Here is a 15,374-nt window from a genome sequence, read left to right on the forward strand (position 1 = left end):
TGTCAGCAGATTCAGGCGCGAACAGCATCTGCGAGCAAAGACAATGCCTGCTGCATCAGGAAGCTCTAGCGTAGCGCTTGATTCTCCCCTCTACTGCGCTACGGGGTATAGAGGAAACGGGAGTGTACGGTGACACCAATGCAGCGTCGTTCCTACTTGTCCCCTCTACTACACTGCAAGGCCAATGGTGAGGGCGTTCAGCGCATACCCGCCCCCCGGCACTGCAAAGTAAAAGACCAGTGCTTACGCACTGGCCTGCTTTGGAGCGGGAGACGGGATTCGAACCCGCGACCTACACCTTGGCAAGGTGTCGCTCTACCAACTGAGCCACTCCCGCAACGCAACAGGAGTATAGCATGAACTTTCGATTCGTGCAAGTGTGATAGGATGAAGCAGCAATTGTTACTTCAAATTATCCGCGACGCTGATTGCGATAGCATCTGCATGATGCACAGTGCAAACCGAGAGGCAGACAGGATCAGATGGTAAGGGTTTTGCGATGGCAACCTCATCACTTCGTCAACGTCTGGGGCGGCGGCTAAGCTCATTGCCGTATTATGAAGCCATCGTAGCAGAACCGGATCGGCTTCACCTGCGATCATACCCTCAGGCCAACCGCAGTCATGCGCTCCCCTCCTTCATTAGTGGCGGTTTACTGATGTTCTTCGCAATGGTGATCCTGATTGCCGGTGTGCTGGCAGCTCTGCAAGAGTTGGGTTTTGCAGTAGCCGGTCTGAGTGCAGCACTGGCCGGACTGTTAGGCGGACTCGGCATCCAACGGCTTGTGGGTGGATATGCCATCGCCACGACAAGCAACGAGATTTCACTCGATAGCGACACGTTCGTCATTCGTCAGGTTAGCCGGGTCGGGAGGCCACGTGAACAGCGGATCGCACGTACCGCAATTCGCGGTCTGCGTCTGCGCCCGTATCGAATCGTGACCGGCGGTCTGATCAGGCGCCTGCAACCGGTGCTTGTGCTGGAGATGCTGGTCGGTGATGAGGTCTGGATTCTCGACAGCGCAGCCGTCCCGGCAGCATTGCAACCGCTGGTCAATGCACTGGCCCTGGCATTGGCCATGTCGGTGGAACGAGTACAGGAAGGGCGGTGTTGAGTGGGGTAGCTGCCATTTCGTTTACCCACAGCGCCTTTACACGCCAGATGGCGAGCGTGTATCGCACAGTTCGGTGTGGAGAAGCCGGGCTTCTGCACCGACCGTACTCAATGCCAGGCACGGGTCGCACCGGTCAACCTGCCGGGCACAGGACGCTGTGCATCCTGTGTACAATCAACTCGATTGACGATCTGACTTCTACGCACAATATAGCTGTTGGACGCCAGTGGGGTACGGCATGCCGTGCCCCTACGATCACGCCAACAACAAGCCTCCGCCTCGCCGGTCACACACCTGAAAACGATACGCATAGTTGATCACCACCTGGGATTAAACCTGAAATGAGACCCTGACCAACCGCCCTGATGCAGCACTTGCACGATGCAGCGCTGGACGCTGGTAGGGGCGACGCATGCGTCGTCCCGTAGGGGCACGGCATGCCGTGCCCCTACCGGCCATACCGACGACAAGCCACCGACTCACTGGTGGCACACCTGAGATTTGATATACCAGTCCTCAGATAGTCACCGCTCCCGGTGAACAAACAACCTCTCGCCCGTCTGATGACGGGCGAGAGGCCAGGAGGAAGGTAGAGAAGTATCGCGAACGCTACGGCAGTGAAACCGGTGGCGTTGGACCTTGCGGATAGTTGATGCCAGCTTCAATACCCCATTGGAACCAGTTATTGACAAAATCGGGCATCGAGAAGAAGACACCCAATGCACCAGTAATCCCGCACAACCAGGCAAACCAGAATGCCCACAGGTGGATCGAGTAGGCATTCGCATTAAAGCCCATACACCAGCGCCAGAAGAGCTGTGCACGCTCGGTGCCAGTACCGGGAGCCTGAATCTCATTCCATTCCTCGTGGGCAGCATACTTTTCGAGAGCCCAAATGGTACCGGCATGCATCGCCAGCAACAACGTTGACCCCAGCAAGAAAAAGATCGAGAGCATGTGGAACGGATTGTAGTAGAAATTGCCGTAACGCACGCTCACATTATTCGTCCAATCAAGTAGCGCTTTGATCCCGTGGGCAGGTGCTTCCGACCAATCGCCCATCCACACCGGACGAATGATATAGATCACCAGGTAGAGCGCAATCGCACCGGTGAAGCCATAGGCCAGATAGGGCTTAATCCCAAGCGCTTTGGCGCGGGTATAAATGTGCATATACCACGCGAAAATCGAGACCGTCAGGAAGAAGGTCGCAATAAGCCACCATCCACCCTCATTCAGCGGCGGAAAGCTCAGGCCATAGCGTGATGACGGTGGATCGATTTGCAAGACCACAAAGTACTTGGCAAAGGCCACCGGATTGTAATTCACCTGAGCAAACATCACCATCAGCCAGATAAAGGTAAAGATACCACCGGTGATGTAAGCCACTGCGTTCCAAAAGCCGAGATAGAACGGGCCGAGCTGGCTATCGAAGCCGAAGTTTTCCAGGAGCGGAATCTCAATTGGTTTTCCGATCCGACCGCGATCACGACCCAGTTCCAGATCACCCGGCGTCATGTTGATTGTCGCCATACCAGTATGCTCCTCTCTAGACGCCGCTCCAGAAGGGCAGATTATTCCAGAAATTCCAGAAGCTTACCCAATCCTGTACCAGCCAGCCCGACAGCAAAATGCACAGATCAGCCGATAGGATACCGCCAATAGCGAAGATGTACCCCAACCGGTGCACACCAGACTCGCCTACCGAATAGTACTGTACGTCGCGGAAGAAGACGTTCTCAATATCGCCACCTTCCGGGCCACGGTACTGCGCAGCACTGAGAATCAGCGAGCCGTGGCAGGCCAGCAGCCAGGTTGAGGCAAACAGTCCGGTAATGCCGATAGCGTGGAACGGATTGTAGAAGAAATTATTGTAGCGATAGCCAAAGTTCGACACCCAATCAAGGTGAGGCATAATACCGAGCACGAAGCCTTCGTGCCACATACCAAGGGCGATCGGACGAATAACCTGGAGGACTAACCAGGCCGAAAATGCAACCCCAAATGCAATCGGGACGTGATAGCCCATATTGAGCTTCATACTAATATCGACCTGGCGCATCATCCAGCCGAAGAACGCAATTGTCGCAAACAGGACAGTCATCTGCCAGGCAAAGCCCGGTTCGCCCGGTGCAGCAAACCCTAATCCAAGTTCGGCTGGCGGTGGATCAATGCGTCCGGCAAAGAAGTTTTGCGGTATTGAATAGGGGCCTTTGAGGATTGTCTCGTTGATGTAGAAATACGCACCGAAGATGATACCGATGACCGAGACAAAGCCCCAGAAGCCAACGTAGAACGGCCCTACCCAGAAATCAAAGGGATCGTAACGGAAGATCGCACTAAAGGTTGTCCGCCCTTTGATCTTGTATTCCGGCTCGATTTCTTCAATCGTCCGCCCTCCCGGTACTCGTGTAGCCCGCGCACCCTCAACGACGGTGAACGAAAAGTCGGGAAAACGGGGGTCTTTCGCTTTTGCTCTGCTCATAGCGACTCCCTCTGCTGACGGTTGGCACGGCGACCGTTCTCACATCGCGCCTGACGGTTGCCCTGACTCGGATAACGTGTAATGATAAGCAAAATTTTACCGCCTTTTCGGCCAGTATAATACGCCTGATACACATTGTCAAGCTATCGGTATCGATATTTAATTTTGCATTATGAAGCCTTAAATTGATTTTGCAATCGTCCGTTCGCTTGCCATCCGCTTCTTGCATATAAAACAAGAATAACCTGTGGTATACTGAACCAGGGTTGTATACCAGTGCAGACCGGGCGTGTCGATAATGAGTAGTCTTGCCGTTGTTATCCTCAACTACAACCGGGCCGATCTGTTAGCTGATTGTCTGGCCTCGATTGCTGCTTCGCCAACCCGCTGTGCTCTATCGGTGTGGGTGGTTGACAATGCCTCAACTGATGGTAGCGCCGCAATGGTTCGTGAGCGGTTTTCGTGGGTGCATCTGATCGAGAGTCCGGTCAACGGTGGTTTTTCTGCCGGTAACAATCTGGCGTTACGGCAGATTCTTGCTTTACCCGATCCACCTGACTACATTCTGCTCCTCAATAACGATACCGTCGTACCGCCCGGTGCCCTCGATGGAATGGTTGATTATCTCGACCACCATCCAACGGTCGGTGTCGTGGGACCGAAACTGCTCTTACCTGATGGTTCGCTTGATCTGGCCTGTCGGCGCAGTTTCCCCACTCCTGCCATTGCCTTTTACCGCTTGTTCGGGCTGGCCCGCCTCTTTCCGCGCAGCCGTCGCTTCGCTGCATATAATTTGACCTATCTCGATCCTGATGTGGAGACTGAGGTTGATGCGGTGGTTGGGGCGTGTATGATGGTTCGCACGTCAGTAGTGCGCGAAGTTGGTCTGCTCGATGAGGCGTTCTTCATGTATGGCGAAGACCTTGATTGGGCTTACCGTATTAAGCAGTATGGCTGGAAAGTTGTCTATTACCCTGCGATAACCGTCTATCATTACAAGCGAGCAGCTTCCAGCCGACGACCAATTCCATCAATTCGGGCGTTCTACGACGCGATGCGACTGTTTCATCGCAAGCATTATGCTGCGACGACTCCTGCATTCCTGAATAGTTTGATCGAGTTAGGAATTACTGTAAAGGAGCTGTGGGCACTTGGCCGCAATCTCCTCCTCCCATCCAGGGCGCGCCACGTCGGTTAGAGCGCGCTCCTTGCTGCGTCCGCGGGCGTGGCAAACATTGCTACGCCTGTTACTGATTGTATTCGATATCGCGGCGCTGAATCTGGCGACGCAGGCAGCGTATGCGCTTGGTGCCGAGTCGCTCGTCAGTGCCGGTTTTCGTCTCCCCGCCGATCCGCTGACGCCACTACGGCTGAGCGTGCTCGGTAGCATTATCGCGCTTATCGTCTTCACCAGCCACGGTCTGTATGAGATGAAACGTGGTGCCTCACGTCTTGATGAAGCGGTGAAGGTATTAACCGCAGTCTCGTTTACGATGGTGCTGGTGATCTTCGTGAATGCTCTGATCGGCGAGTTTGGTGGCGAAGAGATGCCATGGACGCGGGAAATCCTCTTTCAGGGCTGGTTATTGGCGGTCGCTGGCTGTCTGACCGGTCGGTTTCTTCATCGCACCTTCGTCTACGTGCTGCGCTGCTTTGATATTGATACCCGGCGGGTATTGATTGTCGGTGCCCGTGAGCCGGGTCGCCTGGTCTGGAATACGATCCGGCGGCGGCCTGAGTTAGGCTATCGGGTACAGGGCTTTCTTTCTGATACTGTACCAATCGGCGATCTGGTGGATGGCTTACCGGTGCTGGGACGCACCGACCATATTCGTCGGGTGATCCGGGCAACCCGTGCCGATGAGGTGATCATTGCGCTCTCCGGTCGTTCCTCGCAAGACCTGCTTGAGGTGATTGCGCTGGCTGAAGATGAATCGGTCGCTATCAAGATTTATCCCGATACGTTTCAATTGATTACGAACAACGAGGTCTCAATTGGCGACTTGAGCGATCTACCGCTCGTCAGTGTCAAGAATGCTGCGCTCGACAATCCATGGAACCGTGCACTCAAGCGTGGGCTTGATCTGATCGTGGCATCACTGGTACTACTTGTCGCTGCCCCAGTCATGCTGTTGATTGCGCTCGCCATCCGGCTTGAGTCACGTGGGCCAATCTTTTTCTTGCAAGAACGGGTTGGTCTCGACGGCCAGCCCTTCTGGATGATTAAGTTTCGGACAATGCGCCCGGATGCGGAACGGTTTAGCACATGGACAGTGCAGAATGATCCACGAGTAACCCGGGTGGGTCGCTTTTTGCGGCGTACCAGTCTTGATGAGCTACCACAGTTGATCAATGTGCTCATTGGTGAGATGTCTATCGTCGGGCCGCGGCCTGAGCAGGCCCGTTGGGTTGAACAGTTCCGCCAACAGATTCCACGCTATATGCGTCGTCATAAAGAAAAGGCCGGCTTGACCGGTTGGGCACAGGTGAATGGTTTACGCGGTGATACCAGTATCGAAGAACGCACGCGCTACGACCTCTACTACGTCGAAAACTGGTCACTGCTATTCGACATCAAGATTATTCTGCGCACGATTATCAATTTTATTACCGGTCGGCAGGAAAATGCGTATTAACGGGAGAACCGGCGTTGCTCTCGGGTGTTGGGGGTAAACCACGCACACAGCGGTAGCTCACGCGATTCTTGTCCGCAGCGGTTCAGTGCCGGGCTGGGATGAGGACGTGTCGCATATCACCATGCGCATGCACATGGGATTGCGCGTAGCACATGTACACTTCGCAGTACATCACATGCTTACCGACCCACACCGCGCACGAAGATGTCGGGCCAGGGTTGGAAGGTGGTTGGGATCGTATCACGGAGATGAATAGCACCGTCCGCATACACAGTGCGGTAGATTTCCACCCGTAAGCCATCACGCGCAATGTCGGTCTGGCGAACGATCCCACTCGGAAGGGTCGGATCATCGATGTAGACGGGGCGGGTAGGGGCCGGCATCCGCTCAAGGATGCGGTATGAATACTCCACCCGGCGGTTTGTCGGCGAACCATAGAGGGTGATGGTGAGTTGTTGGCGACGGGTGTCTACAGTTCCGGTCAAAAGTAACCAGCCACCGGTGTCGTTCACAAACCGCAGATCGTGCACACCGGTAAAGATCGCAGCATCGAGACCAGGAGGTTCACCCAGTTCCTCGTACCAACCAATACGAAAGGAATGGGCGTGCCGTTCAGTAATGGGTAAGCCGGCAAAGAAGGCTGCTCGAAAGACAGTAGTGCTCACCTGGCATAGCCCGCCACCCCACTCTTTCTGCGTGCGGTTATCAATAATCGCATAGCCCTCGACAAAGCCGCGTTCGGCGGTAACCGGCCCTAACGTAGTGTTGAACGAGAACGTAGCGCCAGGTGGGATCAAGACCCCATCCATCTGGCGCGTGCCGGCCTGGATATTTGTGATGCGGTATGGTGCTGAATTGCGGAACGAGCTAACCCCTACACCGACCGGTGCCCTGATGCCCAGCGCGGCCAGATTGTCAGCAGTGACCGGTGGCGGCAGCTCGCGAAGGGGGAGGGTGACGGTTCGTTCGGTACTGTACAGTACAGCGTTGATGCGGGCCATTGCCTCTTCGACGGCCAGGCCACGACCAGGAGTACCGGGAGTGCGTATGCGCAGATTCCCGTCATTCCAATCAACTCTGGGCAGACCACCCTCTTCGCGCAGGACAGCAGCGATTGGGGTTAATGCAGCGCGAATAGCCGCCTGGTCGATCATAACGGCCAGCGCCGGACGACCATCAACTGCGGTCAGGCTGCGCAGCCTGATCCAGGATGCGATCTGATCGAGCGACCATTCCCAGCGGCATCCTGCTCGACATTGACCGCCCTGACCTTCAAGCCGGATCGGGCCGCTGAGCAAGAGACGCAGTTCACTGACGGTTGGCGCCAGATCGCTATCACGTACCCGTGGTTCGAGGATGCGCGTGCGGATGGCAATCTCTTGTGGTTGCAGGCTTTGCACGGCGGCCGCGATATCGGCCAATGTCTCATCGATTAAGGTCTGGCGTCCCCACACTTCACGACCGACAACGACCATACTGCCACGCAGATCAACGCTTGCATCAATGGGGGCACGGTCAATCTCGGTGGCGATCATCTGGAGCGTGGACTGAGCGACACGTTGATCGAAGGTGAGATGGAGCGGGAGATCAATACCGTATTGCCAGGTGGCTGCTGCAATTTGGGCATTTACTTCCCATGCCGACTGATGACCAATCGCGAATGCGGCATCAAGTGCCTCTTCAATCGCCAGATGCAGACCAAGGTCTTCGGCTGCCGGTCGCCAGCCCTGGTCGTTGAAGCGCAGGGTTACCGGTGTGGCAAGGAATTCGGCGTAGCGACGGTGCAGTGCGGCCCGCGCTTCGGCGCGGGTCATCCCACCAATCGGTAAGCCACGCACACTGATGTTAGGGTAGATGCGTTCAGCCAGCAGCCGGTCACTCAGTATGATCGCGCCGTAACCCAGCAGTATCGCCAGGCTGATCAAGACGGCGATCACCAGTAACCATTCAACGATCCGCCAGAAGCGCACCCGGCGGTGGTGAGGTATTCCGGCTGGCAGCGAGCGTTCCATTACGATAAACAGCTTTTTGATGCGGCAGAATGCAGTAGTAGTCTAACGCCGTCGCAGGTTCATGTCAAGCGAAATGAAGCACAGCGACACGGTGATAGCCGGTGGATGTGAGGTGAATCTCTCCTCCAGTGCTTTTTATTCATGTGCTGGCACGTTACCCAACCGATGCGCATCGCACTGCATCACACCAGCTACCACACGACGTATCGGCAAAGCTTCACCACCCATCGTACACTCTCATCGGCTACCCTGCTACCCGCCTTCTGTGAATGCCGTGATATAATTGCAGTATCCGGTACTCGCCGGCACAAAGTGATAAGGTGACCGCATGCCGCGATTTGGTGCACACATGTCGATTTCGGGCGGCGTCTCAAAGTCGTTTGCCCGTGGTGAATCGGTTGGCCTGGACTCGATGCAGATTTTCGCCAAAAACGAACGGCAGTGGACGGCGAAACCTATCTCGCCAGAAGAGGCGACAGCATTTCGGGTTGAGCAACAACGTACCGGTATTCATCCGGTCGTTGTCCACGACTCATACCTCATCAATCTGGCAGCGCCAGCCGATGAACTGCGCGAGAAGTCGATTGCAGCGTTTGCCGACGAGCTGGAACGTTGTGCACAACTCGATATTCCGTATCTGGTGACGCATCCCGGTGCCCATACCGGCATTGGTGAAGAGGCTGGTCTGGCGCGAGTTGCTGATGCGATTTGCCGGCTGTTGGCAGAGGGTGTCGGCGGTGATACGATGATCTTGCTTGAAACGACGGCTGGGCAGGGGACAGCGCTAGGGTACCGCTTTGAGCATTTGGCCCGCCTCTTCGAGTTGATCCCGTACCACGAGCGGTTGGGGATTTGTGTTGACACCTGCCATATCTTTGCGGCCGGCTATGATATTCGTGATCCCGAAGGGTATCAGGCCACATTTGCCGAGCTTGACCGTCTGGTTGGCCTGACACGGGTCAAATGCTTTCATCTGAACGACTCCCAGAAGGATTTGGGGAGTCGGGTGGATCGGCATGCACATATCGGACAGGGTTGCATCGGTGTTGAGGCGTTCCGTATGCTGGTGAATGACCCACGCTTTGCCGATTTGCCGATGATCATCGAAACCCCAAAAGGCGAGGATATGGCTGAGGATCGCATGAATCTGGCCCTGTTGCGTTCGCTCGTACAGGGTGCCGAATAGAGGTATGGATCCGCATCTACAACCGGGGAGCAAACTGTTATGTGGCGTAAGTTGCTGTTGGTTGCCTTGTTACTTGGGATTGGATATGTGATCTGGCGCCGGATGCAGAGAGAGCAAACCCCGTCACCGGTGTCCGATCTATCACCGGCTCCATCGGCGGCGCCATCAGCGCCATCAACACCACCAGCGCCGTCAGTAACGTCAGCTCCTGCCTCCACCAGTAGTGGGCCGCGACCGGTTGTGACTCGTGTTCATCGTGGTGCGCCACCGACGGTTCGGCGGAGTAGTGTCAGTGCTGAGGCGGCTGCCAGTGATCGCAATGGGGTAACCGATGCAGCTTCAACGTCTGATACTGTTCCATCCGCTGCGCCGGTCACACACCTATCGACCGGAGACGCCGATACTTCATCGCAGGTAGCTTCGGCATCTGCAACCACCACCGGCATGGTCGCAGAACAGCCGGCACCGTCGTCAGGCGTGCAAGTCGCCGAGCCAGGAGAGGTCGCATCACCCGTCGCTGAGACCGGGCAGGCAGAGGAGAAGGAAGAAGTATCGGCTGAAGGAACGGAACCGGCATCGGTTGATATTAACCGCGCTGATCGCGAGGCTCTGATCAACCTGCCCGGCATTGGGCCAGTGCTGGCTGATCGCATCATCGCGTACCGCGAAGCTCATGGGCCGTTCAAGAGTGTTGATGATCTGATTGCCATTTCCGGTATTGGCGAGCGTAATATCAATATCTTCCGTAAGCTGGTATACGTTGATCCCAATGCTTGAACCGTATTTGTTGCCGGGTGGTGATCACGCCTGCTTGCTAATCCACGGGTTTGTCGGTGATCCCGGTGAGATGCGTGATCTGGGCGATCATCTGGCGAAAACCGGCTATACAGTATTTGGCATGCGTCTGCCCGGTCATACCGGGAACCCTGAAGACCTGATTGCAGTACGCTGGACTGACTGGCTGGCTGCGGTGCAGGCGGCATTTGACGCACTCGCCCGCCAATCTACTGCCGTCTCGGTGGTGGGTTTTTCGCTGGGTGGCGCACTGGCCGCGTTGCTGGCGGCACAGCACCCCGTACACCGCCTGGTGATGCTGGCCACCCCCTACCGCCTTGGTGGCGACTGGCGGGTTGATCTGTTGGGGGTTGCCCGCTACGTGACCCCCTGGTTTTATCTGCTGGCCCAGGCCGATTTCAGCAGCCCCGATTTGCGGGCATCAATCTGGCGTCGCCAGCCCGGCCTTGATCTCGACGATCCGGTCATTCAACAGATGCTGCGACGCTCGGTGAAGGTGTCAGTCGCTGCCGCCGATGAGTTGCGGCTGACACTGGCAGCCGCTCGTCGTGCACTACCGCTAGTACGGGCGCCAACCCTGATAATGCACGGGCGCAATGATGCAACGGCCGATCCTGCCAGTGCCGCAGCTATCATAGCTCAGATCGGCAGCCCCTACCGTGAACTGACATACTGGCCGGCCACCGGCCACCAACTGCTTCTCACCGGGCCATACCGGTCGGCCATCTTTCAACGGATCACACGGTTTCTCGCCCGCTAGCCTTTCCCTGATGCCCGGAACGCATCGTAAACAGCGTTAGTCCAGCACCCCGTAACGTGTAATGATCGCTGTACGTGTAACTCCGCTTACGAGAGCATATTCTCTGAAAGAAACGACTCTACTCTCGCTTGATAACGATCAGCGTAATGTCATCAAACGGGGGCTGACCGTGGCTATGGCGTGTAATCGCCGCCAGAATGGTCTGGACGATAGCACCGGCTGGTGCTGTGTGATAGGTCTTGATCACGGCGCATAGTCCGCTAAGGTCAAAAGGAGCCAGCGCTTCATTCACCGTTTCGGTGACCCCATCGGTGTAACATACCAACACATCACCGGGCGCAAGGGTCGTACTGGCTTCGGCCAGAGTCGCTTCAGCAATCACCCCCAGTGCAATGCCAGGCGTGTGCAATTCCTCGATATGTCCGGTAGCAGCGCGGTACACGAGTGGCGGATTGTGCCCGGCGCAGGTAAAACAGAGATGGCCGGTTTCAAGGTTAAGCCGGGCATAGAAGAGAGTCACGAACATGCCCGACTCGGAGTCGCGGTACAGCCAGCGGTTAGCCCGTTCCATCGCACGTGCCGGAGCAGAGCCATCGAGAGCGGCGGCACGCACCAATGAACGTGCCATGGTCATAAACATTGCGGCTGGAATCCCTTTATCGCTTACATCAGCGATGACAAAGCCCAGCTCGTGATGCTGGCCATCTCCTGATGATAAAGGCCAGAAATCGTAAAAGTCACCACCAACCAGCCGGGCCGATTGCCAGGCTGCATCGATCTGCCAGCCCGGAACTACCGGCAGACGGGTAGGCAACAGGGTTCGTTGAATCTCACGTGCGACGCGCAGTTCCTGTTCGAGGCGGGCGGCTTCTGCCGCCTCTGCCGCCAGCAACAGACTTTCCAGCGCACTGGCGATCTGTGCCGCAGCTCCAATGCAGAGACTCTGCTGACGACTACTGAGGGCAATAAACGGGTCGTTATAATCCAGTACCAGCACACCGGGTAGGGTGGAGCGCACTTTGATCGGTAAGCCGATCAGGGCCTCGCTGTGTGCCACCGGAATGAGGGCTGGCCACTGATCGGCATTGTCTTGTGCCTGCCACAAGGTCTCAATATTGATCTGTTCACTCTCGATAGTTCGTTCGCGTAAGCGGAGCAAAAACGGCGAGCGGGCGGGTTCGTCGATCAGAGTTGCACGGGCCTGGCGAGACAACCCATACGCTGCACGCAGGACGAAATCGTTCCGCTCACGATCCCAGAGCGCAATATAGCAACGCGGAGATCCCAGCAACAGCGGCGGCAAGCGCACGACAGTAGCCAACAGATCGGGTAAGGTGGTAGCGCGACCAACATTCTCGGCGATCTGTAACAAGGCGTTAAGTGTCCACGCCTCTTCTTGTTGGGCGGTGTAGGCATTGGCGCTTTCGATGGCAATGGCGATCTGATCGGCCAGTGTGCGAATCACGAACAGATCGTCTTCATCAAAATCATCAGGTTCATCACTCTGCACATCGAGCACACCGATAACTGTTGAACCAACCCGTAGCGGCACCGCCAGTTCGGAACGGGTTTGCCAGGTATCCCGAATAGCGCGGCGGTCGTTTATGACATCGCTTACCAACACCGGTTCACCGCGCTGAGCCGCCTCGCCAACCAGACCCTGGCCGATACGGAGGGAGAGGGCACAAATCCGCTCAAGATCGGCACCATCGGCTGTGGAAGCGCGAAAGTAGATGCGCTCGTCATCGGGAGACAGAGTAAAAATGTGCACCGGGTGGTAACCGAACCGTTCACGGATGAGCCGCACAACCGAGGGCAACAACTGGTCGAGATTAAGAATCGCTGTGATCTGTTGACTGACTTCGCGAATGGCCTGTAACTGGTTTGCCCGTTGGCGTGCTTCGTGAAAGGCGCGAGCACGGGCAATCGCTACCGCAGCCTGGTCGGCGATGAGCGAAATGAGGCGCAGGTCGTTAGCATCGAAGGCACCCGGTTCGTAGCTTTGCACCGAAATCGAGCCGATCACTGTTTCACCGGCAATGAGCGGCACATAAATACCCGAACGGGGTGGCCGTTCGCTCTGATAGCGCGGACGCGCCGGCAAGCGATCCATCTCGCGCACAAAATCTTCCACCAGGATTGCCCGCCCGGTCTCCCGAATCCAGCCAATTAGCCCACTGTTTTCTGAGAGATCAACAGTCAACCGGGGCAACCGCACGCGATCTTGAATGCGTACCATGAGCGTATAGTGGTTGCCATGAAACAGCCCCAGATGGAACGACGAGGTATCGACAATCCGACTCGCTTCGCGGTAGATCAGCTCGCAGAGGGCCTCAACGTCGAGTTCGCTGCGAATAATTGCCCGACTCACTTCATTCAGGTGAGCTAATTCACGCACTGAACGACGTTGGCGTTGCAGGTTGAGTGAGGCGCGGCGGAGAATGGCTGCCGAGGCAACCAGGGCAAGACCGGCGAGCGTAAGATGAATGAGTTCGAGCTGCCGGGCAATAGCAGCCCCTAACCAGGCCAGAGGCAGCGGAGCGATCTCCGCCCCCAAAATTGCCGGCCACGCCGAGCGCCACCAGGTTGCCAGACCACTACGCCCGCCTTGCAACAGTTCGCGGAGCAGGCGTCCGGTTTGGGTAATCAGCGGAAAGCCAAACAGAGTTGACAGGAAGAGCGGCGTAAGGTTCTGGTCGGTAAGTGGTTGATTACTCAGAGCACCGACCGGCCACGCACTGACGAGAATGCCCAGGGTACGCAGGCCACTGCGTAAGAGGGGACGCCCAAACAGAGAAAAGGAAGTACGGGGGCGGTTGGTCAACAGCAGGATCACCACCCCGGAGACAATCCCCTCGATAGCCGCCAGCCATGCCGCGTTCACCGGCCCCAGGGTCAGACTGGCCGTGATCAGCACCAGCGGGGCGAGGCTATGGACATCGGCAGGCGGGGTACGGAATGCCAGCAGATCAACGACAAAGGCCATCGCCACAAACAGGATCACCAGTATGGGGGCTACCGGCGTAGTGGGCAGCGTAAACAGCCACACCCACGCCACAACGCCAACCACCAACCCATACCATGTCAGCATCTGTTCGCACGACACTCAACGCCTCTGGGAAAATGCTGCGCGGGCTTCTGTGACTGAGGGATGAATATTGAAAACCTGGGTAAAGCCGGTAATCGTAAAGACTTCGTGGACTTGCGGTTGTAAAGCGGCCAGCCGTAATTCACCGCCGAGCGTCATCAACTCCTTACGGATAAGAAGCAACGCACGCAAGCCACTACTTGACAGAAAAGGCACATTGCTGAAGTCCAACACAATCTGACGAGCGCCCTGGCTGATCTGTTCGTTCACCGTCTTGCTCAGTCGGGGTGCGGTCAGGGCATCGATCCGGTCGTTGATGGGAATAACGACTACTTCATCAGCTTCTTCGGTTTGATCGTGTGGCAGGTATTTGACCATCGTTAATAAATTACCGCCTTGGGGTGAAAATTCAAAATGAACTTCGTCCATTAAGCGTGTAATGAGATAGATACCCAGGCCGCCGACCTGACGCTCTTCCAACGGCGAGGTAATGTCAGGTACCGGTACAGCGGAGGGATCAAACTGACGACCATGATCGCGTACCGTCACGATAAAACGCCGATCATGGCACTGCCAGCTCAGGGTGAAATCACCGGGTTGGTCAGGATCGTAAGCGTGCTGAATGACGTTGGTTACAGCTTCATCGACTGCAAGCTGCACTTGCCAGGTTGCCCGTTCATCCAGACCACAACGCTCGGCTGCGGCGGTGATAAATGCACTGGTTTTGGCCAACGCATCCAGATCAGCAGTAAGGGTAATACTCTCCATGGCGATTGTGCGACCAGACGAACACGTCTGGCAATAGGGCAGGTTCAAAATGATCCAACTGCTTCGACGGTATCGCCATAGATCTCGAAAAGCGAACTGAAACCGGTTAGATCGAACACCTCTTTGATACGGGGTGGCAGGTTAGCGATACGAACATCACCACCTTCGAGATCGGTGATCTTCCAATCACGAGCTTTCTTACGCGCTTCAATCAAGACGCGCAAACCCGGACTGCTGATATATTCGAGCTTGCTGAGATCCAACACGATGCGATAGCGACCGTCGGCGAAAATCGACTCAATCAGTTGTTTGAGTTGTGGTGCAGACACTGCATCAACGCGACCGATAACCTCGATGAGGTCAACTCGATTGAGCCGGCGGTGGGTGAGTTCCATTTGCTTCCTCCTCTTCAGGCACAAACGGCGCGTTGTGCATACTGATCTGTATTATACCATACTGACAGTTCTGCCCTGACAGTACGTGCTATAATGGCGCTGTCAATGCACATCAGCAGACACGACGAGGGCTAT

At 56.1% G+C, this 15,374-nt stretch carries 12 protein-coding genes and 1 tRNA gene; 6 read left to right on the plus strand and 7 right to left on the minus strand.

Going from position 1 to position 15,374, the window contains the following annotated elements:
* Positions 1-261 precede the first annotated feature (261 nt).
* Positions 262-337: transfer RNA gene (locus tag VAE57_RS01375), tRNA-Gly, on the minus strand.
* Positions 338-499: 162 nt separating this feature from the next.
* On the opposite strand from VAE57_RS01375, the gene VAE57_RS01380 reads away from it, so the two are divergent.
* Positions 500-1,114, plus strand: a complete 615-nt coding sequence (locus VAE57_RS01380; protein ID WP_322820124.1) for a hypothetical protein — start codon at positions 500-502, stop codon at positions 1,112-1,114.
* A gap of 609 nt (positions 1,115-1,723) precedes the next feature.
* Here VAE57_RS01380 and pufM read toward each other — a convergent pair.
* On the minus strand, positions 1,724-2,647 hold the full coding sequence (gene pufM, locus VAE57_RS01385; protein ID WP_012256939.1) for a photosynthetic reaction center subunit M: 924 nt from the start codon (positions 2,645-2,647) through the stop codon (positions 1,724-1,726).
* 16 nt (positions 2,648-2,663) lie between these two features.
* Complete coding sequence (locus VAE57_RS01390; protein ID WP_322820125.1) at positions 2,664-3,599, minus strand: photosynthetic reaction center subunit L; 936 nt, start codon at positions 3,597-3,599, stop codon at positions 2,664-2,666.
* Positions 3,600-3,897: 298 nt separating this feature from the next.
* Between VAE57_RS01390 and VAE57_RS01395 the strand changes: the two genes are divergently transcribed.
* Complete coding sequence (locus tag VAE57_RS01395; protein ID WP_322820126.1) at positions 3,898-4,797, plus strand: glycosyltransferase family 2 protein; 900 nt, start codon at positions 3,898-3,900, stop codon at positions 4,795-4,797.
* Between the two features lie 10 nt (positions 4,798-4,807).
* Positions 4,808-6,235: an undecaprenyl-phosphate glucose phosphotransferase gene (locus VAE57_RS01400; RefSeq protein ID WP_416208419.1), complete on the plus strand. Its 1,428-nt coding sequence runs from the start codon at positions 4,808-4,810 to the stop codon at positions 6,233-6,235.
* A gap of 179 nt (positions 6,236-6,414) precedes the next feature.
* Here the strand turns inward: VAE57_RS01400 and VAE57_RS01405 are convergent, their stop codons facing one another.
* The gene (locus tag VAE57_RS01405; RefSeq protein ID WP_322820128.1) at positions 6,415-8,247 is read right to left on the minus strand and encodes a VanW family protein; all 1,833 of its coding nucleotides are present in this window, start codon (positions 8,245-8,247) and stop codon (positions 6,415-6,417) included.
* 328 nt (positions 8,248-8,575) lie between these two features.
* On the opposite strand from VAE57_RS01405, the gene VAE57_RS01410 reads away from it, so the two are divergent.
* Genes VAE57_RS01410 through VAE57_RS01420 form a run of 3 tightly spaced genes read left to right on the plus strand, consistent with a single transcriptional unit; the run spans position 8,576 to position 10,988 of the window.
* Positions 8,576-9,433 carry a deoxyribonuclease IV gene (locus VAE57_RS01410; protein WP_322820129.1) on the plus strand — a complete coding sequence of 286 codons (858 nt, stop codon included), beginning with the start codon at positions 8,576-8,578 and terminating at the stop codon, positions 9,431-9,433.
* Between the two features lie 39 nt (positions 9,434-9,472).
* Positions 9,473-10,210, plus strand: a complete 738-nt coding sequence (locus VAE57_RS01415; RefSeq protein WP_322820130.1) for a helix-hairpin-helix domain-containing protein — start codon at positions 9,473-9,475, stop codon at positions 10,208-10,210.
* A complete protein-coding gene (locus tag VAE57_RS01420; RefSeq protein ID WP_322820131.1) occupies positions 10,203-10,988 on the plus strand; it encodes an alpha/beta hydrolase in 786 nt (261 codons plus the stop codon). Before VAE57_RS01415 ends, VAE57_RS01420 begins: the two co-directional genes overlap by 8 nt.
* Positions 10,989-11,106: 118 nt before the next feature.
* On the opposite strand, the gene VAE57_RS01425 is transcribed toward VAE57_RS01420, so the two are convergent.
* The 3 genes from VAE57_RS01425 to VAE57_RS01435 are packed head-to-tail and all read right to left on the minus strand — an operon-like array spanning position 11,107 to position 15,239.
* Positions 11,107-14,079 (minus strand): SpoIIE family protein phosphatase, encoded by a 2,973-nt coding sequence (locus VAE57_RS01425; RefSeq protein WP_322820132.1) that lies wholly within the window; start codon positions 14,077-14,079, stop codon positions 11,107-11,109.
* A gap of 15 nt (positions 14,080-14,094) precedes the next feature.
* Positions 14,095-14,844 carry an anti-sigma factor antagonist gene (locus VAE57_RS01430; RefSeq protein ID WP_322820133.1) on the minus strand — a complete coding sequence of 250 codons (750 nt, stop codon included), beginning with the start codon at positions 14,842-14,844 and terminating at the stop codon, positions 14,095-14,097.
* A gap of 44 nt (positions 14,845-14,888) precedes the next feature.
* Entirely contained in the window at positions 14,889-15,239 is a 351-nt protein-coding gene (locus tag VAE57_RS01435; protein WP_322820134.1) for an STAS domain-containing protein, read from the minus strand.
* Positions 15,240-15,374 lie beyond the last annotated feature (135 nt).

The organism is Chloroflexus sp., from assembly GCF_034434295.1.
GTDB lineage: Bacteria > Chloroflexota > Chloroflexia > Chloroflexales > Chloroflexaceae > Chloroflexus.